The 23,774-nt window shown below is 30.4% G+C and carries 19 protein-coding genes; 17 read left to right on the plus strand and 2 right to left on the minus strand.

The window, feature by feature from the left end; genetic code table 11:
* Positions 1-94 precede the first annotated feature (94 nt).
* The 3 genes from HM985_RS15970 to HM985_RS15980 all read left to right on the plus strand — a co-directional run bounded on the left by HM985_RS15970 (position 95) and on the right by HM985_RS15980 (position 6,652).
* Positions 95-1,372, plus strand: a complete 1,278-nt coding sequence (locus tag HM985_RS15970; RefSeq protein WP_179377212.1) for a hypothetical protein — start codon at positions 95-97, stop codon at positions 1,370-1,372.
* Between the two features lie 380 nt (positions 1,373-1,752).
* Complete coding sequence (locus HM985_RS15975) at positions 1,753-6,225, plus strand: PAS domain S-box protein (RefSeq protein ID WP_179377213.1); 4,473 nt, start codon at positions 1,753-1,755, stop codon at positions 6,223-6,225.
* Positions 6,226-6,229: 4 nt separating this feature from the next.
* The gene (locus tag HM985_RS15980; protein ID WP_179377214.1) at positions 6,230-6,652 is read left to right on the plus strand and encodes a response regulator; all 423 of its coding nucleotides are present in this window, start codon (positions 6,230-6,232) and stop codon (positions 6,650-6,652) included.
* A gap of 4 nt (positions 6,653-6,656) precedes the next feature.
* On the opposite strand, the gene HM985_RS15985 is transcribed toward HM985_RS15980, so the two are convergent.
* The gene (locus HM985_RS15985; RefSeq protein ID WP_179377215.1) at positions 6,657-7,295 is read right to left on the minus strand and encodes an alpha/beta hydrolase; all 639 of its coding nucleotides are present in this window, start codon (positions 7,293-7,295) and stop codon (positions 6,657-6,659) included.
* Between the two features lie 53 nt (positions 7,296-7,348).
* On the opposite strand from HM985_RS15985, the gene HM985_RS15990 reads away from it, so the two are divergent.
* The 5 genes from HM985_RS15990 (at position 7,349) to HM985_RS16010 (ending at position 12,113) form a co-directional block, all read left to right on the plus strand.
* Positions 7,349-7,771, plus strand: a complete 423-nt coding sequence (locus HM985_RS15990) for a PaaI family thioesterase (protein ID WP_179377216.1) — start codon at positions 7,349-7,351, stop codon at positions 7,769-7,771.
* Positions 7,772-7,775: 4 nt separating this feature from the next.
* Complete coding sequence (locus HM985_RS15995) at positions 7,776-8,894, plus strand: chorismate-binding protein (RefSeq protein WP_317167141.1); 1,119 nt, start codon at positions 7,776-7,778, stop codon at positions 8,892-8,894.
* 60 nt (positions 8,895-8,954) lie between these two features.
* Positions 8,955-10,715, plus strand: a complete 1,761-nt coding sequence (gene menD / locus HM985_RS16000; protein ID WP_179377217.1) for a 2-succinyl-5-enolpyruvyl-6-hydroxy-3-cyclohexene-1-carboxylic-acid synthase — start codon at positions 8,955-8,957, stop codon at positions 10,713-10,715.
* 97 nt (positions 10,716-10,812) lie between these two features.
* A complete protein-coding gene (locus HM985_RS16005) occupies positions 10,813-11,154 on the plus strand; it encodes a DUF2853 family protein (protein ID WP_179377218.1) in 342 nt (113 codons plus the stop codon).
* A 128-nt stretch (positions 11,155-11,282) separates the two neighbouring features.
* A complete protein-coding gene (locus HM985_RS16010) occupies positions 11,283-12,113 on the plus strand; it encodes a CvfB family protein (protein WP_179377219.1) in 831 nt (276 codons plus the stop codon).
* Here the strand turns inward: HM985_RS16010 and HM985_RS16015 are convergent.
* The gene (locus HM985_RS16015) at positions 12,110-12,526 is read right to left on the minus strand and encodes a hypothetical protein (RefSeq protein WP_179377220.1); all 417 of its coding nucleotides are present in this window, start codon (positions 12,524-12,526) and stop codon (positions 12,110-12,112) included. The genes HM985_RS16010 and HM985_RS16015 overlap by 4 nt on opposite strands.
* Positions 12,527-12,644: 118 nt before the next feature.
* Between HM985_RS16015 and HM985_RS16020 the strand changes: the two genes are divergently transcribed.
* From HM985_RS16020 to HM985_RS16060, 9 genes are all read left to right on the plus strand, one after another.
* Complete coding sequence (locus HM985_RS16020; RefSeq protein WP_179377221.1) at positions 12,645-13,484, plus strand: 1,4-dihydroxy-2-naphthoyl-CoA synthase; 840 nt, start codon at positions 12,645-12,647, stop codon at positions 13,482-13,484.
* Positions 13,485-13,494: 10 nt separating this feature from the next.
* Complete coding sequence (menA, locus tag HM985_RS16025; RefSeq protein ID WP_179377222.1) at positions 13,495-14,400, plus strand: 1,4-dihydroxy-2-naphthoate octaprenyltransferase; 906 nt, start codon at positions 13,495-13,497, stop codon at positions 14,398-14,400.
* A gap of 37 nt (positions 14,401-14,437) precedes the next feature.
* The gene (locus tag HM985_RS16030; protein ID WP_179377223.1) at positions 14,438-15,115 is read left to right on the plus strand and encodes a metal-dependent hydrolase; all 678 of its coding nucleotides are present in this window, start codon (positions 14,438-14,440) and stop codon (positions 15,113-15,115) included.
* Between the two features lie 56 nt (positions 15,116-15,171).
* A complete protein-coding gene (locus HM985_RS16035) occupies positions 15,172-15,996 on the plus strand; it encodes an alpha/beta hydrolase (RefSeq protein WP_179377224.1) in 825 nt (274 codons plus the stop codon).
* 416 nt (positions 15,997-16,412) lie between these two features.
* Positions 16,413-17,102 carry a DUF2490 domain-containing protein gene (locus HM985_RS16040; protein ID WP_179377225.1) on the plus strand — a complete coding sequence of 230 codons (690 nt, stop codon included), beginning with the start codon at positions 16,413-16,415 and terminating at the stop codon, positions 17,100-17,102.
* A 1-nt stretch (position 17,103) separates the two neighbouring features.
* Positions 17,104-18,141, plus strand: a complete 1,038-nt coding sequence (locus tag HM985_RS16045) for an o-succinylbenzoate synthase (RefSeq protein ID WP_179377226.1) — start codon at positions 17,104-17,106, stop codon at positions 18,139-18,141.
* Position 18,142: 1 nt separating this feature from the next.
* The gene (locus tag HM985_RS16050; protein WP_179377227.1) at positions 18,143-19,105 is read left to right on the plus strand and encodes a CPBP family intramembrane glutamic endopeptidase; all 963 of its coding nucleotides are present in this window, start codon (positions 18,143-18,145) and stop codon (positions 19,103-19,105) included.
* 2 nt (positions 19,106-19,107) lie between these two features.
* Positions 19,108-20,193 carry an AMP-binding protein gene (locus tag HM985_RS16055; RefSeq protein WP_179377228.1) on the plus strand — a complete coding sequence of 362 codons (1,086 nt, stop codon included), beginning with the start codon at positions 19,108-19,110 and terminating at the stop codon, positions 20,191-20,193.
* Between the two features lie 87 nt (positions 20,194-20,280).
* The gene (locus tag HM985_RS16060) at positions 20,281-23,724 is read left to right on the plus strand and encodes a VIT domain-containing protein (protein ID WP_179377229.1); all 3,444 of its coding nucleotides are present in this window, start codon (positions 20,281-20,283) and stop codon (positions 23,722-23,724) included.
* The last annotated feature ends 50 nt before the right edge of the window (positions 23,725-23,774 follow it).

Here is a 23,774-nt window from a genome sequence, read left to right on the forward strand (position 1 = left end):
ATAGATGTAGCTTTAGTAAATCAGTTCTTAAATATTTGTTTAGAGTTAAGAGTTCAACTGATTAAAATTTAATTTTAGAAAGAAATTCTAAATTATGTTTAAGCGTTATTTTTTGACTTTTATTGTCATTTTTATTGTAAGCTCTTTGGTTGTGTTATATTGGTCTGCAGAACAGACTGATGAGATTTTTACAAAATCAATTATTTATAATGTAGAGAATGTTGCGCATATTAATTTTAAAGATTATGATTCTGTTGAGCTATCAGCGAGTGATTTATACAAGGCTAATGGACTGAAAAAAGTAGTTCAAGGCGAACAATATAGAGCTGCTTGGTCTGCGAAAATTAAAGTACCTATTGTATATTTAGATACCTTGAGAGGGGGAATGACCATTATAAAAAAAGGAGGGGGAAAGCAAACGCATTCTTTAGAATTATTAGGAAATGATGGTATTAGTTATACTTTGAGAAGTGTAAATAAAGATGTAAATCCTTTAATTCCAGATTTTTTAAAAACTTTGAATCTAGAAAATATCGTCGTTGATGGTATTTCTTCTCAACATCCATACGCAGCTATTCTTGTTTCAGAATTAGCTGATAGAGTCGATGTATTACACACAAGCCCACAACTTGTTTTTGTTCCTAAACAAAAAACATTAGGTAGATTTAATGAGGCTTATGGAAATAGATTATTTTTATTAGAGTATGAATCTAAGAGTAAAGTCAATTATACCCATTTAAATGATATTATAGAGATTACTGATACAGATAATTTACAAAAATTAAAGCTTCAACTCAGAGACACTTTGCATGTAGATACAAAAGCCTTAGTTAGAAGTCGACTGTTTGATTTACTAATTGGTGATTGGGATAGACATGCTAAACAGTGGGCATGGGCGGTTAAAAAAGAAGTTAATGGTTATAAAGCTGTGCCTATTGCTGGTGACCGTGATAATGCTTTTTTTGATGTTGATGGGGTGATTCCAAAAATATTATCTAATAAATATGTTGTAAAAGAATTGCGTCCTTTTGAGCACGATATAGATTTCATGGCAGGTTTGGTCTATCCTTTTGATGTATATTTTTTAAAGAAAACATCAGAAAAAATTTTTATTGAAGAAGCAGAAGACCTTCAAACCTTATTAACAGATCAATTATTACAAGAATCTTTACTTGTTTGGCCAAAGAATATAAGGGATTTGGATGGAACGGAAATTATAGATAAAATTAAAGATCGACGTGATAACCTAAAATCTTACGCTAAAGAATTTTATTCCATAATTCAAAAAAAAGAAACAATAGTTAGCCCTTTAAATGGATCAGAAGACTTGGACTTAAGCAAAGAATTTTTGAGTTGCTTTGAGTGTAAATAATTCAATTTAGAATTGGTCTTTATATAAATTGTTATTTTTTTTATTATTAAATATTACAAAAAGTAATAGCTGTTATAGGTATTATCTAATTTTCTTAACCTATTTATAATAAATGATTTAGAGAATTCGATCAAATACATTGGTCCTAAGTTTTTTTTTGTATTTTAACATTTTATTACACTTATGTAAAATTGCCCCCAAGTCATATTTAGAGTTCTATATTTTAGATAATATGCTATTTATAAACGATATACTTGAACCAAAATATTATTCAGTAAGCATATTTAATTATAGATCATCTTTTAATGAAGATATTACAAAAATCAATTAAAAATAGATACATATTATTTGTATCAACTTTTATTATAATTATACTAGCTATGTTGTTTCTTTTGCAACATAGTATTAATTCTCAAATTTCGGATGCGCATTTAATTAATGTATCTGGCAGACAGCGAATGTTAAGCCAAAATATAGCGAAATTAACTTACGATATTGGTTATAATCATACACCAGATTTAAATACTGAAAAAGCAAAAATTTTAGATTCACTCTTAATAGAATGGGATAACCGACACAAATACCTACATTCAAATAATAATGAAAATTGGAAAAACAATAAAATAGATTCATTATTAAATGTTAATGAGATTTACCAAAATAAGATGTTTAGTTCTGGTAAAAACATTGTTAAAAATTATAAGGTATCAAATCTTTACAATGATATGGTTGTTATTTCTGCACTAGAAGGCCCATATCTTAGAAATACTGATATTTTAGTTTACGAATATCAAAAAGCAACAGAAGAGCATCTAAAATTTTTGAAGAAAATAGTTTATGCGTTTGTAATTATTGCATTCATCATTATTTTAATAGAGGTTTTATTTATAGTAGTACCAAGTTTAAAACAGCTCTTTAAAAGAAATGAAAAATTATTAAACTCATATAAAAGCTTAAAGGAATCTGATAATAAGCTAAAAGCTAGTATGTTAGAATTAGAGAAGCTTAAAGCAGATTTAGAGGCTAAAGAAGCATATAATAAAGTGTTTATTGAGCAAGCTCCGACGGCTATTGCTATGCTTGATAATAATATGTGTTACATAGCAGCTTCTCAACGGTGGATAACTGACTACAAAATGGAGAATGAGAAAATCATTGGTCGTAGTCATTATGATCTTTTTCCTGAGATAGGAGAGGATTGGAAAAACAATCATAAAAAATGTCTTCATGGTGCCATTGATATTTGCGATGAAGCCCCATTTGTACGTGCAGATGGCAGCGTACAATGGATTTTTTGGGATGTACGTCCTTGGTATATCTCTGAAGGAAAGATCGGAGGGTTGCTAATGCATACTGGTGATATTACTCATATTAAAGAAAAAGAAGAAGAAAAGATTCGTACAGAAAAAATATTAGAAAAATCTAATGAAGTTTCTCGTATCGGAACCTGGGATGTAGATTTAATTAAAAATACTGTATTCTGGAGTAAGATGGTTTTTGAAATACATGAAGCTCCTGAAAGTTTTCATCTAGATTTAGATACTGCCATTCAATTTTTCAAGAAAGGAAATAACAGGGATACTATTGAAAAAGCGGTGAATGAAGCTATAGAAACAGGAAAATCTTATGATGTAGAAGTTGAGTTGGTGACATTAGAAGGTAATATTGTTTGGACACGTGCTATTGGTCAAGCAGAATTTGCAAATGGTAAATGCACAAGGATTTTTGGGGTTTTTCAAGATATAAATGAGAAGAAAATTTCACAATTAGCCCTAAATAAAGCTCATACGGAGTTGAAGGCCATATTTGATTCTAAAGCGATTGCTATTGTTACGACGACTAAAGATGGTATCATTAGTAAATTTAATTCTGGGGCGGAAATCTTAACAGGTTATTCTGCAGATGAAATGATAGGATTGCAAAGACCTATTTTGTATCATTTAAAAGACGAATTAGATGCATTTAATCTAGATATAGCCCAAAAATATAATAAGAACCCAAAAGGATTTAGTGCACAATTAGAATTATCTAAAACCAATGGTTACGATACTCGAGAGTGGACGTATCTTAGAAAAGATGGATCAATTATGCCTGTTCAATTAACGTTAACATCGATAAAAGATGAAAAAGGAAAAGTGATAGGATATTTGGGGGTCTCTACAGATATTTCTGAAAAACGAATTGCTCAAGATGAACTTTTACAAAAAAACCATTTATTAAGTTTTGCTGAAGAAATAACTTTAATGGGAAATTGGCAATGGGATCTTTCTACAGATAAAATAGAAAGCTCAGACAATTTATATAATATTTTCAATCTAGATAGTAATACCGATGATTTAAATTTTGAGACTTATTATGATTTGGTTCATCCAGAAGATAAAGATTTGGTAAATAATTATGTAAATAAAATAATAGAAAACCAAACATTTGATGCATTTACACATCGTATTTTAACAAGAGACGGAGTCGTAAAAACGATTCAAGCTTTAGGTGAAGTTATAACCAATACCAAAGGCGAGGTTATTAAAATAAATGGTACTAGCCAAGATATTACTGCTGTTAAAGCATCTGAAATAGAATTAATTAAGGCTCACACCCAATTAAAAGCATTAATAAACTCTGGGCCAATTGCTATAGTATCAACAGACAATAATGGTATAATTAGTAATTTTAATAACGGAGCCGAAGCCTTACTAGGCTATTCAGCTTCTGAAATGATCGGTTTAAAAGAACCAGAAATTTATCATATTGAAAGTGAGTTGAGAGAATTTAAGTTAAATATAGCAAAGCGATACAATAAGAATATTTTAGGTTTTGATCCTTATTTAGAACTTGCTAAAAATAAAGCTTTTGATACTAGAGAATGGACTTATCGTAGAAAAGATGGTTCAACTTTTCCGGTAGAATTAACCTTAACGGCAATTTTAGATGAGCAAGGTAAAAAGTTAGGTTTTTTAGGAGTTGCTTTAGATATAACAGAAAGAAAAGCATCTAAGAATGAACTTTTACGAAAAAATCAGTTACTAAATTTTGCTGAACAGATTACCTTGATGGGTAATTGGCAATGGGATACAGTTGGAGATAAAGTAGAGTGGTCAGAAAATTTATATAATATTTTTCAACTAGATAAAGACGTTAAAAATTTAAGTTTTGACACCTATTTTAGTTTTGTTCATCCAGAAGACAAAAGCATTGTAACTAATTATTTTGACCAAACACGGGTAGAGAAAAACCTTAAAAGGTTTACACATCGTATTATAGCAGGAAATGGAGAAGTGAAAATTATTCAACTTCTAGGGGAAGTTATTACCAATATTAAGGGAGATATTGTTGAAATGATTGGTACCTGCCAAGATGTTACGGCTCAAAAATTAGCAGAAACAGAACTTTTAAGAAAAAATTATTTACTAAATTTTGCAGAAAGAATAACTCAGATAGGAAATTGGCAGTGGATCGTTGCTACCGATACTTTAAAGTGGTCTACTAATTTATATAGAATTTTTGAATACGATGAAAGCATAACAGACCTAACGTACAACACGTTTTTTAGTCATATACACCCTGATGACAAAACGTTTATTACAGAATACGTGCAAAATTCATTTGTAGAAAAAAAGTTTCCTAGTAATTTTATACATCGTATTATAACAGGTAATGGAATCATAAAAACGGTTCATTTTTTAGGTGAGGTAATACTTAATGAGCAAGGCGAAGTTATTGAGATGATGGGGTCTTGTCAAGATATTACGGAACAAAGGCTAGAAGAGAATAAATTTAGAGGTTTATTAGAGTCAGCACCAGATGCTATGGTAATTGTAGATGAAAATGATGAAATTCAACTAATAAATAAAGAAGCAGAACGATTATTTGGTTATCAAATGGACGAGTTGATAGGTAAGAAAATTGAAATGCTTATTCCTAAACGATTTGAAGAGATGCATATAGAGCATCGTACTGGTTTTTTTAACATTCATCCTGATAAAAAATTATCAACGGCAAGAAAAGAATTATATGGCTTAAATAAAGAAGGAAATGAAATACCAATACAGGTTAGCCTCAGTCCACTTCAAACAGAGCAAGGTTTATTATTATCCGCAGCAATAAGAGACATTACTGTTCAAAAATTAGCACAGACAAAAATACTCAATGCTAAAAATGATTTAGAGATATTAGCGCAGAAATTAATCATTAGAAATAGTCAATTAGCAGATTTTGCTCAGATCACTTCTCACAATTTACGCGCTCCTGTAAGTAATCTTAATTCACTTTTAGGTTTTTATCAAGATTCATCAGATGAGGATGAAAAAAACCTGTTAATTAGTAAGTTTAAAACCGTTATCGATCATCTTACCTTAACTCTAAATACATTAGTAGAAGCCGTAAAAATTAGAAATGATAAATCAAGAAAAAAAGTAGAAGTATTATTTGAAGATGTTGTAACAAGAACAACAGAGATATTAAGTGGTGAAATTTTAGAGACTAATGCTATTATAAAAACCAATTTTACAAAAGTTCCTAAAATTAGTTGCGATAAAATTTATTTAGAAAGTATTTTTCTTAACTTAGTCGGCAATGCTATTAAATACAAGTCAAAGGATAGGATACCTAAAATTATTATAGAGTCTGAAGATCTAGAAGGGAAAATAAGATTAAAGATTAGTGATAATGGATTGGGTATCAACCTAGATAGACATGGTGAAAAAATATTTGGTTTAAATAAAGTATTTCATCGTCATCCAGAAGCTAGAGGTATAGGTTTATATATGACCAGAACTCAAATTGAAGCAATGGGAGGAACTATCTCTGTGTCCAGTAAAGTTAATGAGGGAACAACGTTTACAATAATTTTTTAAAAGCATGAATAAACATTACAATATCTGTGTAATTGATGATGACGATATCTACCAATTTACTATTACTAAAATTTTAGAGTCAATAAAATTGAGTAAGAAAATATTACTTTTCTCAGATGGAGAAGAGGCTTTAGATTTTATGGTAGATAACCTTTCTAATAACGACGAACTTCCAGATATAATTTTTCTAGATATTAATATGCCTATAATGGATGGTTTTCAATTTATGGAAGAGTATGTTGAAATTAAACCTAAGTTGAATAAAAAGATTGTTATCTATATGGTTTCTTCTTCGGTAGATCCTGTAGATATAGCAAAAGCTAAAGAAATTAGTGATATTTCAGACTATATCATAAAACCTATAAAAGCAGGTCATTTAAAGACCATAATGGCTCAACTTGAAAGTACTGGAAAATTATTAAATTAATTTTTTAAATTAGGCTATTAATATAGTTTACATTAACAACATGCTTCCCTTTAAAAGGTAGAAATTCAACACGTTTTCCAAATAAATCTAAAGCTCTATCTGATTCTTTTTCAATGCGCTCCGAATCTAAATATTCATCTTCGGTACCATAAATTAATTTTACTTTGGTCGCTTTAGATAAGTACTTAAAATCATCAGCCTTCAATTCTATTGGTATGCCACCAGAATGTAATACTAATTGGTTACATTTTAATTGTCTTTTTGCTAAATAACGCATAGTTACACTAACACCCTGAGAATAACCAAATACAATAAAATTAATACTGTCTGGAATTTTCTCTGCTTCTAAAACAGCATCCATATAATTAAGAATATTATCCATACCAGTGTCGGTTTGGTCTCTAGTTAGCCAATTGGCACCAACATGCATTTTAGGTTGAATATAAAATTTACTCGGTGCTTGTGGTGCGATGATGTAATTCTCTTCAGCGTCTAAGTTTTTAAAATACCTTAAAAAATACCGACTTAAATAACCCATACCGTGACAAACCAACCAAACTGTTTTAGTCTGTTCTGTTAGCGTGTTTAAAGTAGAGTAGGAGTTACGAGTTGTATATGTGATTTCTTTCTCTTGCGAATTCATTATTCTAGGCGGTTTCTGTATCTTTGTAATAGATTCAAAAATACTGTTTTTATATGCAAATGACTAAAGAGGAGTTCTTAGCTAAAGCCAACGCAGCAAGCAAAAATACTTTAATGGAAACTTTAGAAATTGTTATGGTAGACTTTGGCGATGATTTTTTAGTAGCCAGAATGCCTGTAAACTCTAGAGTTCATCAACCCGATGGTGTTTTACATGGTGGAGCAACGGCAGCTTTAGCCGAAAGTGTAGGGAGTTTTGCCTCGCATATATTTATAGATACAGAAAAAATGTTTGTTCGTGGTTTAGAGATAACGGCAAATCACCTTAAAAGTGTAAAAGAAGGTTTTATCTATGCGAAAGCTACCTTTTTGCACAAAGGCAGAACCACACAACTCTTAGATATTAGAGTCACAGACGGAGAAGACAATCTTATTTCTATTTGCCGTTTATCAACAATCTCACTTCCAAAAAAATAAATTAATGATGAATGAAGATTCATTTTTTGAAGCGTTAGAAACTCAGTATTCTAACAAATTACCCTTCGTTGTTTACAGTAGACCAATTAATTCAGTTGTAAAAAGTTGGTTACAAAAAGACACTGTATTACATCAAACAGAAAGCTTTACCGAAAGTGGATTTGTATTTTCGCCTTTCGATTTTAAAGAACAAAGTATTTTGCTGCCAGAAGCAGATTGTATACATTCAACTATAGAAATAGAGCATTTAGATATTGAGAAAAGTTTTAATTCTGTTTCTATTAAAGCTTCAGAGAAAGAAGCTCACATTAATTTAGTTTCAAAAGGTGTAGACACAATACATAAAGGCGGTCTTAAAAAAGTTGTTCTATCCCGATGTGAATCTAAAGACTTAAAAAATAAAAATCCTTTTACCATTTTTAAAAAGCTTTTTAATACCTATAAAAATGCCATGGTCTATTGCTGGTATCATCCAAAAGTAGGTTTGTGGTTAGGAGCAACCCCAGAGTTGTTATTAAAAGTAGAAGGCAAGCAATTAACGACTATCTCATTAGCTGGAACAAAAGCTTATAATGCAGATTTAGATGTTAGCTGGACAGCAAAAGAATTTGAAGAACAACAAATTGTAACGGATTATATAACGAATCAAATAACTCCTTATTCTAAACAAGTCAAGGTTTCTAAAGTAGAAACGGTAAGAGCAGGTAATTTGCTTCATCTTAAATCTAGAATTACAAGTTTTATAGACGCTGCAGTTAATTTAAAATCTATAATTGAAGCTTTGCATCCAACACCTGCAGTTTGTGGTTTTCCAAAACAAAAAGCTAAAGATTTTATTCTTCAAAATGAAAATTATACCAGAGGGTATTATACTGGTTTCTTAGGAGAATTAAATTTAAAGCAATCAAGGACACGAAATACAAACAGACGTAATGTTGAAAACAATGCGTATGCTGTAGTAAGAAAACATTCTAATTTTTACGTGAATTTGCGCTGTATGCAACTTAAAGATTTTAAAGCATTAATTTATGTTGGCGGTGGAATTACAAAAGATTCTAATCCGGAAAACGAATGGGAAGAAACAGTTAATAAATCTCAAACTATTGGTTCTGTATTAAATTAATAAAAACAGTAAATTACTAAAAAAAGTTCCTATTGTATTAGAAACAGGAAGATTGATTATATGATATATTCAAAAATACCTTTATCACAAACTGTAATTACGTTATGTAAAAGTCATAATGTAAAACATATTGTCATTTCGCCAGGTAGTAGAAATGCTCCCCTAACAATTGGTTTTACACACGATGAGTTTTTTAATTGTTATAGTATTGTAGACGAACGTTGTGCTGCTTTTTTTGCATTGGGCATTGCACAACAATTACAAGAACCAGTAGCCTTAGTTTGTACGTCTGGTAGCGCGTTGTTAAATTATTATCCAGCGGTTGCAGAGGCCTATTACAGTAATATTCCATTGGTGGTTATATCTGCAGATCGGCCAAAACATTTATTAGACATTGGAGATGGACAGACTATTAAGCAAAAAAATGTTTATGGAGAGCACGTGTTGCATAACGCCAATTTAAAACTTGATATTAAAGAAGGAGAACGATCGAACCCAGAACAAGAACGTCCAATTTTAAAAAGTATAGAAAATAAGTTAGAACGTCTTTTAGGACTTCAAAAAGATATTCAATCTCATAATGAATCAGAAATTCATGATGCGCTTACAATAGCTAAATTAAACTCAGGACCTGTACATATTAATTGTCCTTTTGATGAACCGTTATACGAAACTGTAGAAGAGCTATCGATAACTCCAAAACCTTTCAAAATTCAAAATAAAGAAGAAAAAGTTGATAATTTTGAAGTAAAAAGTTTGTTAGATGTTTGGCACGGTGCTAAACGAAAAATGATTTTAATAGGTGTCTTACAACCCAATGCAATTGAAGCGCAATGGATACAAGAAATTGCAGATGATGATAGCGTAATTGTGTTAACAGAGACGACATCTAATGTGCATCACCCCGATTTTTTTCCAGGCATAGATAAAATGATTGCACCTTTAGAGGAAGAAGATTTTAAAGCGCTTCAACCAGATGTTTTAATCACTTTTGGTGGATTAATTGTTTCAAAGAAAATAAAAGCATTTTTAAGAACTTATAAACCAGAGTTTCATTGTCACGTTGATTTGTATAGAGCTAATGATACATTTTTCTGTTTAGAGAAACATCTAAAACTGAGCCCTAATACCTTTTTAAGTTCGTTTTTGCCGCAAGTAACACATCATACAAAGAGTACCTATAAAAGTAGTTGGCTTGCGATACGTCAGAAAAGAAGAAAATTACAAGAGGATTATTTACAATCACTTTCATTTTCTGATTTTTCAGTGTTTAATTCTATTTTAAAGCAGATTCCAAAACAGAGTCAACTTCAAGTAGGCAATAGTTCCGCTATTAGGTATACTCAATTGTTTCAATTTCCAAAAAGTATTGATGTATTTTGTAACAGAGGAACTAGTGGAATAGATGGCTGTACAAGCACAGCAATAGGTGCTTCTATTGTATCAGAAAAACGCATAACATTCATTACAGGCGATCTTAGTTTCTTCTACGATAGTAATGCATTATGGAATAATTATATCCCTAAAAACTTTAGAATTATTGTTATTAATAATGAAGGTGGTGGCATATTTAGAATTCTTCCTGGACATAAAGATACCGAAAATTTTGACCGGTATTTTGAGACTAAACATCATTTAAGCGCAAAACAGTTATGCGATATGTACGGTTTTGAATATGTAAGGGCTAATGACCAAAAAGAGCTAGACCTGCAATTAAATTTATTTTATAAAGGCAGTAAAGAGCCTAAGTTATTAGAAGTGTTTACCCCATCTCAAATAAACGATAAGGCACTAATGGAGTTTTTTAAATATATTAAGTAATTAGTACTGAAATGTTAAGTTGTGACTTTTTCGTTTTTTTTGTGTCTAAAAATTAGTACCTTTAAGGGGATAATTTATTAATTAAAAACTATCAAAAATGAGCAAAAGAGATGATTTAATCGTGAAGTACGCAGCAGATTTAAAAGATAAATGTGGTGTGACTCCGGATATGGATTTACTAACAAAAGTAACTGTAGGTTTAGGACCTTCAATCTATAACGCAGATTCATCAACTGTTTCTGGTTCTGACCCAAAAGAATTAGCTACGGTTAAAAATAATTTTTTAATTAAGAAATTAGGATTAGCAGATAGCGAAACATTAGATAAAGCTATTGATGCTACTATTGAAAAATATGGTCGTTCTAACAGATCTAAATATAGAGTTGTTATTTATTACCTATTGACAATACACTTTAAAAAAGAATCTATTTATTCATAATATTGAATTTTTACTATAAACAAGGCGTCATAAATTTATTTATGAGGCTTTTTTTATGTGTTAAATTTATTTTAGTAACATTAAAACTTCTTTTTAAAATCTCATGAAAATATATTTATCTTTGCCGCATGATATATTTAGGAGAATACAATACGTTAGAAATTTTAAGAGATACTGAACCAGGATTATTTTTGGGTGATGGAAATGAAGGAGAAGTTCTTTTACCAAATAGATATGTACCTAAAGTATTTGAAATTGGTGATAAAATAGAAGTCTTTGTTTATTTAGATAATGAAGAACGTCCGGTTGCAACTACAGACCAACCTTATATTAAGAATGGAGACTTCGCTTTACTACGTTGTAATCAAGTTACTGAATATGGTGCTTTTTTAGATTGGGGATTAGTAAAAGAATTATTTTGCCCATTTAGAGAGCAGGCTTTTAAAATGAAGTCTGGCGGTTGGTATTTAGTACATTGTTATTTAGATGATGAAACAGAGCGTTTAGTAGCATCTAGTAAAACAAATCGTTTTTTAGATAATAAAGAGTTAACAGTTGCTCAGTTTGATGAAGTTGACCTTATTGTCTCGCATCCTTCAGAATTAGGTATGAATGTGATTGTAAACAAAACACATTTAGGTTTAATTTTTAACGATGATATTTTTAAAGATATTAGTGTAGGTGACCGACTAAAAGGTTTAGTGAAGAAAGTAAGACCAGATAATAAATTAGATATTTCTTTAAATCAAATTGGTTATAGAAATATAGAACCTAATGCAGAACATATCTTAAACGAACTGCATGATAATGGTGGTTTTTTACCTGTACATGATAAATCGAATCCCGAAACGATAAAAGATTTACTTCAAATGAGTAAAAAGAATTTTAAAAAAGCAGTTGGGTCATTATATAAAGAACGCCAAATAGAGATTAAAGAAGACGGTATTTATTTGCTTTAAGGTAAAACTGTTTCTGTCTCTAAGGTTTCTTCAACCCAATTAATTGCATTTTCAAAATCTCTGAAAGTTTTTCTATTAAACTTGAAAAAATAATCTTCAATTTCAATAATATTTTCTGTTAGATCACTGTATGCAATTATGGCATAAGCTTTAAGGTTTTTATAAGCTTTAGAACAAGCAAATGCATCGTTTAATTTAATGGAGTAAGAGTTTGTCCTATTTGCTATAAATCCAAATGGTTTATCTCTATAACTTAATAATATTATTTCAGAAACTTCATTGAAGTTATCAAAACTAATATCGGCTCCTTCATCGAATTCTGTAACGATAAAATTTTCGTAGAGAAATACTTTTCCTATTTTTAAATTATAAGCTTTAAAAGGTTTTGTATATAATTTAGGATTGTAATTCATTGTAAATTAATATTTTGGGGTGCAAATATATTTCGTATAATTAATAAAATCAAATAAAAAAAAGCACTAAAAGTATTATTATTAATTTCTTACTTTTGTTGCTTAAACATTGATAAATATGAACCATATAGATTGGAAAGTTGCAAAGTCCTATGAAGATATAACTTACCACAAATGTGATGGAGTCGCTAGAATAGCATTTAATAGACCAGATATTAGAAATGCATTCCGACCTAAAACCACATCAGAGCTTTATGATGCATTTTATGATGCTGGTGAAGATGTAAATATAGGGGTTGTACTTTTAAGTGCAGAGGGGCCTTCTTCTAAAGATGGTATATGGAGTTTTTGCTCAGGTGGAGATCAGAAAGCAAGAGGTCATCAAGGTTATGTTGGAGAAGATGGTTATCACCGTTTAAATATTTTAGAAGTTCAACGTCTTATTCGTTTTATGCCAAAAGCTGTTATTGCTGTGGTACCAGGATGGGCTGTTGGTGGTGGTCATAGTTTGCATGTGGTTTGCGATTTAACTTTAGCCAGTAAAGAACATGCTATTTTTAAGCAAACAGATGCTGATGTTACCAGTTTTGATGGTGGCTATGGTTCTGCATATTTAGCCAAAATGGTCGGGCAGAAAAAAGCAAGAGAAATCTTTTTCTTAGGAAGGAATTATTCTGCTCAAGAGGCTTTTGATATGGGAATGGTTAATGCCGTTATTCCTCATGAAGAATTAGAAGATACTGCCTATGAATGGGCTCAAGAAATATTAGCAAAATCACCAACATCTATTAAAATGTTGAAATTTGCCATGAATCTTACTGATGACGGCATGGTTGGTCAGCAAGTTTTTGCAGGTGAAGCTACACGATTAGCTTATATGACGGATGAAGCCAAAGAAGGTAGAGATGCATTCTTAGAAAAAAGAAAACCAAATTTTCCAAAAAAATGGATTCCTTAATTTAATCTAAATGAACAAAATTAAACCATGGCTTTCTGCCATGCGATTAAGAACCTTACCGCTTTCTGTATCAGGTATTATTTTAGGGAGTTGTTTTGCATATTATAATGGTCGTTTTAATGTGTTAGTTTTTGTATTGGCGTTATTAACAACAATCAGCCTTCAGGTATTATCTAATTTAGCTAATGACTACGGTGATGGTGTTAAAGGAACAGATAATGATGAACGCTTAGGTCCACAACGTGCCATTCAAAGTGGTGCCATTACACCCGGGCAAATGTTAGAAGCCATAAAGTTTAATATCCTTGTAGTTATCATAACTACAATGCTACTTATTTGGATTGCTTTTGGTGCTGGTAGCATTCTATATGCGCTTTTATTTATAGTTTTAGGTGGCTTTTCAGTTTATGCAGCCTTAAACTATACGATGGGAGATTCACCTTACGGTTATCGTGCGCTTGGTGATGTTTTTGTTTTTGTATTTTTTGGTTTATTAAGTACAATAGGGAGTTACTTTCTTTATATACATAAGTTAGATCATGTTGTTATTATACCTGCAATTGCGCTCGGTTTATTGAGTGTGGCAGTTTTAAATTTAAATAATATGAGGGATATTAACTCAGATACCAATGCAGGTAAAATTACTTTAGCCATTAAATTGGGGAAAGAGCGTGCTAAAAAATACCATTTTGCACTTGTTATTGGAGCTATGTTATTAATTGTTATATTTTCAATCTTGTATTACGTAGAGCCTTACAACTTTATATATATAATGGGTTTTATACCTTTAATTATTCACCTTAAAAAGGTAAAAGCAGCAAAAAATGCAGATGATTTTGATAGCCAACTGAAAGTAGTTGCATTGTCTACATTTTTTATCGCTACACTTTTAGGTGTTGGGTATATTATATATTAATTTTAAAGCTTAGTATCGTTTTTTAAATCATTATAACATGAAAATTACATTTTACGGACATGCTTCATTAGGCATTCAAATTAAAGATATTTACATATTAGTTGATCCTTTTATTACAGGTAACGAAAAAGCTGTTGGTATTGATATAGAAACATTAAAAGCAGATTATATATTAGTCACGCATGCACATCAAGATCATATTTTAGATGTTGAAGCTATTGCGAAGCGTACAGGTGCAATCATCGTTTCTAATTTTGAAATCATTACCTATTATCAAAATAAAGGCTTAGAAGGTCACCCAATGAATCACGGAGGGTCATGGGATTTTGAATTTGGAAATCTTAAATACGTAAACGCCATTCATACTTCTTCTTTTCCTGATGGTTCTTATGGTGGACAACCAGGTGGATTTATTATTGAAGGTGAGCATAAAACCATTTATATAGCTGGTGATACAGCTTTAACAATGGATATGAAGTTAATTCCGATGCAAACCAAACTAGACTTAGCTATTTTACCTATAGGAGATAATTTTACGATGGGCATAGAAGATGCTATACTTGCGAGTGATTTTATAGAATGCGATAAGATTTTAGGTTACCATTATGATACTTTTGGTTACATTGAAATTGATCATGAAGAAGCTAAACGCAAATTCTTTGATAAAAATAAAGATTTAATGCTTTTAGCAGTAGGTGAGTCTATGGAGTTGTAATTTAATTTGTTACCTTTATTTTCGAATGTTTTAATTTAACTATCAAAATTAAAGAAGTGAATAAGTTTATAGCCTTACTTATTATATCTATCTCAATATTGAGCTGTTCTAACGGATCTCAATATAACGATCCAATTCCTCTTCACGATAGTTTTAAGATAACATCTAAATTATTGAAAGAAACAAGAGTTATTAATGTTTGGACACCACCAAATTATAAAACTAGTAATGATTCTTTACCTGTTTTATATATGCCAGACGGAGGCGTTGTTAATGAAGATTTTCCACATATAGCGAATACAATTTCAAAATTGGTAGAAAATAAAAGTATACCACCAATTATATTGGTTGGCATTGCTAATACCGATAGAAGAAGAGATTTATCTGGCTTTTCTAAAGTTAAAGATGATGCACAATATTGTCCATTAACGGATGGTGCAAAAGATTTTAGAGCATTTATTTCAGATGAATTAATATTAGAAATAGATAAAAAATATAGAACAACTAGTGAAAAAGGTATTATTGGAGAATCTTTAGCAGGACTTTTTGTTATAGAAACCTTATTGTTACAACCAGAAACTTTCAATTTTTATATCGCCATGGATCCTTCTTTATGGTGGAACGATCATTATTTAGTTAAGAATACCGAACATTATTTAGAAAAATTTACAGAAAAACGTATTAAGCTTTGGTTTGCTGCGTCTGATGCAGAAGATATTTCTATTCATTCTAAAAGTTTTTCTGAAATTTTAAAAAATAAATCACCTGAAACTTTAATTTGGAAATTTTCAAATAAACCTAAAGAGCATCATAATACTATTTTTAGAGCAACAAAAGAGAAAGCCTTAATTTGGACCTTAAATAAGGATGAAGCTAAATGATTTTTAATTAGTTTTTAAGTGTTTCTCTGTTTTAAACATTCTATTCTTAAATCATTACTGCACTACTGGAGTCATCATGTTGCCAATTTGGTTTCTCAAAAAAGTATAGAATTCTATTTTTTAAGTTCGTTTATTGTTTAAAAGCATCTCTTAACATAGATCCCCATTCAAAAAAATCATTTCTTAAAGGATTATAAGTATTGATATTAGTAACCAAATTATATTTTACTTTTTCATTGTTTAATTCCGGTTGAAAATGTACCAAATAGTTTATCCCAAATAATAAATATTCCAGCATGGTTGCGATCTAAATACGGGCATCTGATTTTCTTTACAAATAAGATTTTTTTAGAATTATTTAGCATTTAGAAAATACGAGATGCGTATTTTTATACTTTAAAAACTAAACAAGATTTATGAAGTTAAAATCACTTATTTTATTTTTAAGCCTAAGTGTGACCAGTATTTACTCTCAGGTAGATGAGTCACAAACAGGGGCGTGGTACATGTATTTTTACAATCATCAATTTAAGGATAGTCAATGGGGAATTCAAGGAGATTTTCAATATAGAGATTGGCAAGGTGTTGGAGATATGGAGCAATTGTTATTACGTTCTGGTATTACATATTCGCCAAAAGATGTAAACGTTAAATTTACCTTAGGTTATGGAAATGTTACAAGTGGTGAATTTGGTGAGAGTGATGATACTTCAGTTGAAAACCGAATTTACCAAGAAGCTTTAATTCCACAGAAATTAGGAAATAGATTTTACATAACCCATAGATTTAGGTACGAACAACGTTTCGTTGAAAATCAGGATTTTAGAACGCGTTACCGCTATAATATATTTTTGAATGTGCCTTTGAATAAAAAAGAATTAGCACCAAAAGCCATATATGCAGCTATATATAATGAGATTTTTATAAATGGGGCTACCGACATAGGTGATGGAAATGAAGTTGAAATTTTTGATAGAAACCGAACTTATTTAGGTTTAGGATATGTTTTAAATCCAAATATCCGTTTTCAATTAGGTTGGATGAATCAAAAAACGGTAAATTGGGGTAAAGGACAATTACAATTAAGCATGCATCATAATTTTTAAAATGATTAAAGCAAACTATAAAAAATACATACTTGATTTTAAAAGACCTAGCGGTACATCGAGAGGTGTGATGACCACAAAAGAGACTTGGTTTATTCTATTAGAAAATGAAGGTAAAAAAGGAGTAGGAGAGTGCGGTATTTTAAGAGGGTTATCAATAGATGATAGACCTGATTATGAAACTAAATTAAAGTGGACTTGCGAAAATATTAATTTAGGTTTAGAACAACTTTTAATTGAACTAAAAGAGTTTCCAAGTATTCAATTTGGATTAGAAACAGCGTTTAAATCTTTAGAAAGTGTAGATCAATTTCAGTTATTTCCTTCAGATTTTAGTGCAGGACAAGCTAGTATTCCTATCAATGGTTTAGTTTGGATGGGAAGTGAAGATTTTATGCAAACTCAGATTAAAGAAAAAATTAAGGCAGGTTTTAATTGTATTAAATTAAAAATCGGTGCTATAGATTTTCAAACGGAATTAAATATTTTAAAATCTATTCGTAAAGAATTTTCTGTTTCAGATATCGAATTACGTGTAGATGCCAATGGAGCTTTTTCTCCCAAAGATGCTTTAGAAAAATTGAAACAATTATCAGAATATCAATTACATTCTATAGAGCAGCCTATAAAAGCGAAACAATTTGAAATAATGGCTCAGCTTTGTGAAGATACACCTTTGCCTATTGCTCTCGACGAGGAATTAATTGGTGTATTTGAACAAAAAGAGAAACAAAAACTGCTTCAAACCATAAATCCACAGTATATTATTTTAAAACCGAGTTTAGTTGGTGGTTTTTCAGGCAGTAACCAATGGATTAATTTTGCAGAAGATTTAAAAATACAATATTGGATTACAAGTGCTTTAGAAAGTAACATTGGACTCAATGCAATTGCACAGTGGACTTATACGTTAAATAATAAGTTACCACAAGGTTTAGGAACTGGAGGTTTATTTACTAATAATTTTTCTTCGCCATTAATTGTAAAAAATGGTACTTTGCATTACAATTTAAAACATAATTGGAAATTTAATTTATAATATGAATTACATAGAACAAGCCTTTAGTGTATTGCATGATTGGTGGAGATATTTAGTAGGTTTAATAGTCATATTTATCTTTTGGCAAGTTATAGGAATGATCCCTTTACTAATTTTTTTAGGAATAGAAGTTGTTAATGGAGCCGACATTGCTGCTGTTAGTGATATGACGCAAATGTCATCTTTACTAGGTAATAACTTGTTTTTATTTTTAATGCTTTTTTCATTTGCTGTTGGCTTGGTTGGTATTATTCTGTCATCCAAATTACTTCATAAACAATCTTTTTTAAATTTAACAACAGCAAGGCCTAAAATAGATTGGAAACGCTTTTGGTTTGTGTTTATCATTTGGGGAGTGTTCTCAATAGGAACCACATTTTTATCTTATTATTTAGCTCCAGAAGATTACGTCTTTAATTTAAATTTAAAGCCTTTTATAATTCTCTGCGTCATTGTTATTCTCTTTATTCCATTGCAAACTAGTTTTGAAGAGTATTTAATGAGAGGTTATCTTATGCAGGGTTTTGGGGTGATATTAAAAAATAGATGGGCGCCATTATTAATAACATCAATTATTTTTGGTTTATTACACGGACTTAATCCTGAAGTCGAAAAATTAGGACCAATTATGATGGTGTTTTATATCGGAACAGGATTGTTATTAGGTATTATGACGTTAATGGATGATGGTCTGGAACTAGCATTAGGCTTCCATGCAGCAAATAATATTTTTACAGCATTGTTAGTAACTTCAGATTGGTCAGCTTTACAGACAGATGCTTTATTTACATCTATTGCAGACCCTACAGAAATGGCTGTTTCAGAAATAGTAGCGCCAGTTTTAATTGTTTATCCGATCTTATTATTTATTCTATCTAAAAAATATGGGTGGACCAATTGGAAAGAAAAGTTAACAGGAAAAGTTATAGAACCAACAAAAGAAGATTATAAAATAATAGAGTAATTATGACACCAACTTACGACAAAGTACATAATCGTTTTAAATTTAACGGACTTCATTTTACCCATGAAGAATTAAAAGAAGTAGCTTACAGTCTTATAAAAGAAGGTGAGCCTTATGAAAAAGTTACAGGAGATTTTTTAATTGATTGGTTAGATCATAGAGATCACTTGTACGTAACGACTTCGGGTTCTACCGGAAAACCCAAGTTGATTAAATTAACAAAACAAGCTATGGTAAACTCAGCCATTGCTACGGGTAATTTTTTTAAATTAGAACCTGGCGACAAAGCTTTACATTGTTTACCAAGTCATTTTATTGCTGGTAAAATGATGTTTGTTCGTGCTTTAGTATTAGGATTAGAAATAGACTTTGTAGAGCCTAGTGGACATCCTATTTTTGATTATGAGAAAGTTTATGACTTTGGTGCTATGATTCCTTTACAATTAAAGCATACTCTTAATTATGTAAATAATTTTAAAAACATAATTGTTGGTGGATCTAAAGTTACAAAGCCTTTAATTGAAAAAATAAAAGATTGTCCATCTCGATTTTATGAAACATATGGAATGACAGAAACTGTAACTCATGTTGCTGTTAGATCATTACAGTCTCAGTCTGGTGAAAAAGAATTATATTTTAATGCTTTACAAGATATTACTTTCAATACCGATGAAAGAAACTGTTTAGTCATCCATGCTCCAAAATTGGTTGAAGAAATTTTAGTAACCAATGATATTGTAGATCTTAAATCAGAAACAAGCTTTAAACTTTTAGGTCGTTTTGATAATGTGATCAATTCAGGTGGTATTAAATTATTTCCAGAACAAATAGAAGATAAGTTACAACCCGTAATAGATGAGCGTTTTATTGTAGCAGGGGAAGAAGATGGTACACTGGGAGAAAAACTAGTTTTAATAATAGAAAACCCTAGAGATTCAGTTGAAAGTATTCATAATAGAATTAAACAATTAAAAGGATTAACTAAGTTTGAAGTTCCAAAAGAAATTTATACAACTGACAAATTTTTAGAAACAGTAAATGGAAAAATTCAAAGAAACAAAACTATAAAAAAGGTTTTAGAGCGTTAAACTCACTGGAACGCATACTTCACTCATTATAAGTTTTATTTTATTGGTTTGGCATTTAGTTTTAATTAAACATTAAAAGCCAAACCAATGAAAAAACTATTTCTCTTTATATTTGTATTACTGCAATCAGTAACAAGTTATTCTCAAAACTTTCCATCCGTAAAATTAGAAGATAAGTCCAAGCTAAAACTAGATAAACTACAGGTAAATGTAGAGATTTCTGGAAACTACGCCGCTGTAACTTACAACATGACGTTTTATAACGAACTCAATAAAGTTCTAGAAGGTGAATTGGCTTTTCCATTAGCTCAAGGTCAGAGTGTATCTCATTTTGCTATGGACTTAAATGGAAAATTAAGATCGGCAGTTGTTGTAGAGAAAGAATTAGGCAGAGTTGCTTATGAAAGCACTATTAAGCAACGTATAGATCCAGCATTATTAGAGCAAACACAAGGAAATAATTACAAAGCCAGAGTTTATCCTATTCCTGCTAATGGCTATAAGCGCATTATAATAACCTATGAACAAAACCTTTTAGTAAATGAAGGTAACTATCAATTTATAATTCCTTTTGAGTTTAAAGAAGCTCTAAATGATTTTAAAGTTAAAATTAAATGTCATAATTTAGATCAATTACCAGTTGTAGCCGATAGTTTTAATAAAGCCCTTAAATTTAATAAAACCGACAATAGTCTTGTTGCAACATACCATGAGAAAAAAACACTACTTAACAAAGACTTAAAATTAGAAATACCTATTAAAGATGTATTTGCTTTACAATCATTTGAGGAGTATTTTCATCTGAGTAAAACTTTTGTGCCAAAAAAGAGATTAAAAATTAAACCTAAATCAATAACAATACTTTGGGATGCTTCTTATTCTATGCATTATCGCAACCTAGTGCAAGAGTTAGATTTAATTTATAATTATTTAAATTATCTAAGCGATGTAAAAGTAAGTTTAGTAGTATTTAGTAATACTGAAATTAGTAATACGGTATACAGCATTAAAAAAGGGGAGAGTAAGGATTTAATTAATGCTTTAAAAGGAATTAGATATGATGGTGGAACATCTTATAAAGGATTATCTATACCAAAGTCTGATGAAATATTACTGTTTTCAGATGGTCTACATAATTTAGGAACATTAAATTTTGATAATGATTCATCTTTATATTGTTTAAATTCTGTTAGTTCTGCAAATCATCAATTATTAGGTGTTATGGCATCCGATAATGGCGGGAATTATATCAATTTAAATAATACGTCAACAAATTCTGCTTTAGAAAAATTAAAGCATGAAGCATTTCAGTTTCTTGGTATAAAACATGCTAATTCACTTTTTGAAATCTATCCAAAACCCAATACTATTATTAATGAAAATTTCAATTTAAGCGGAAAATATGTTGATTTGAAACCTATTGAATTATTGTTTGGTTATGGTGATGAAATTACAGAACGTATAAAAGTAAACATGGCGTCATCTTCAAATTCTGTGTTATCTAAGCGCCTATGGGCAAAAGCGAAGCTTAATTATCTAACTAAAAATAAAGAAGAAAATAAAAAAGATATCATAGAATTGGCTAGAGCTTACCATTTAATTTCACCTTATACATCAATGATTGTATTAGATAGAATAGAAGATTATGTACGCTACAAAATAGAACCACCTTCAGAATTAATAGACGAATATAAGCGCAGATTATCACAATCAAAATTACAACAACAGAACTTACTTGTTGATTTAGAGAATAAGAAAGCGGATCTAAAATCGGATTATAAAATAATAAGAGATTGGTATAATCAAGATTTTATGATCAAAACAAAATCAATAGATAAGAACCCGAAAGATAATGTCAGTCCTGTATCTAATTCAAATACAGATACACGCACATTTAATGCTCATTCTCAACATACAAACCCAAGTCCAATTGTAACCCATACCATAGACACTACAAAAGCTATTGTATACGGTAATGTAACGACATTTAGTGATGGCTTACCTTTACCAGGCGCATCTGTTATCGTTAAAGGCACTAATAGAGGAGGACAAACCGATTTTGATGGAAAATTTGCACTTAATGCAGCACCCAATGAAACTCTTGTGTTTTCATTTGTAGGAATGGATAGCGTAGAACAAAAGTTAAGCTCTAATACTAATTTAAACATTGTTCTAAATGATAATACTGCATCTCTAGATGAAATTGTAGTGACAGGTTATGCCACGATGGCAAAGGAGTCTAATACAACATCAGTATCAACAATATCATATGAAAGTATAGAAAACAATATATCTCAATCTTTAGAAGGTGAAGTTGCAGGTGTTAATGTTGTTAATTCTAACGGCAACCTCAAAGAAAACACAACGGTTAGCATTAAAGGTTTTGGATCGGTAAATGGAAACCAAGAGCCACTTTACGTCATAGATGGTTTTCCTTATACTGGTAATATCTCTCATCTCAATCCAGAAGATATACTTTCTATATCTGTAATTAAAGGATTTAATGCAATAGCAATCTATGGTTCTAAAGGTGCTAATGGAGTCGTTGTAATTACAACAAAGGAAGGTGAAAAAACGAATAAGGAAGAGATAGACGAATTAAATAAGAAAATAGAAGAGCAATTAACATTGAAAACATGGGATAAGAATGCCTCTTATATTCAGTATTTAAGTGAACAGGATTCTGTAGAAGAAGCTTATGAAGCTTATTTAAAAATTAGAGAGAATTATAGAAATATACCATCGTTCTTTTTGGATATAGCTGATTTTTTTGAAACTAAAAACAGAATAGATCTTGCTTTAAGAGTCGCAACTAATCTTATAGAAATAGAATTAGATAATCATGAACTTATTAGAGCTTTAGCTTATAAACTTGAGCAATACAAAAAGTTTGATTTGGCCATATATGTTTATAAAAATATATTAGAATTACGTCCAGAGCACCCACAGTCTTATAGAGATTTAGCATTAGCTTATGGAGCTAATGGGGATATTGATGCAGCAATTGATTTATTTCTTAAAATCATAAATGGTGATTTATTAGAAAAGGATGAGCAAAAAATGTATTATGGAATTGAGCAGATTGCTTATGTAGAGTTGTGCCATTTAGTAAATACAGATAACAGTACTAGGTCTAGAGAATTAAGGAAAGTGTATAAATCTATAGAAACTGATATTAGAGTTGTTGTAGATTGGAATCATGGTGAAACGGATCTAGATTTGTATGTTAAAAACCCTGTAAATGAAGTTATCTATTATGGACACGATACTTCTAAATTTGGAGATAGATTATCAGAAGATTTAACAGAAGGTTATGGTCCAGAAAGTTATTGGATAAAACAGGCTCAAAAAGGAGACTATAAAGTGTCAGTGGATTATTACTCTGACCGTGTTCAGAAAATTACAGGACCTGCAAGTTTAAAAGTTACTATTTATAGAAATTATGGAAAATCTAACGAAGAAAAAATAATTAAAGTGATAAGACTGAGTGATGAAGATTCTAAAAGAGAAATTGAAATAATAACGATTTAAAACAAAAAGCCCAATGCATTTGCATTGGGCTTTTTTATATTAAAATCTAC

Origin of the sequence: Winogradskyella wichelsiae (genome assembly GCF_013403925.1) — a bacterium.
GTDB classification, from domain to species: Bacteria; Bacteroidota; Bacteroidia; order Flavobacteriales; family Flavobacteriaceae; genus Winogradskyella; species Winogradskyella wichelsiae.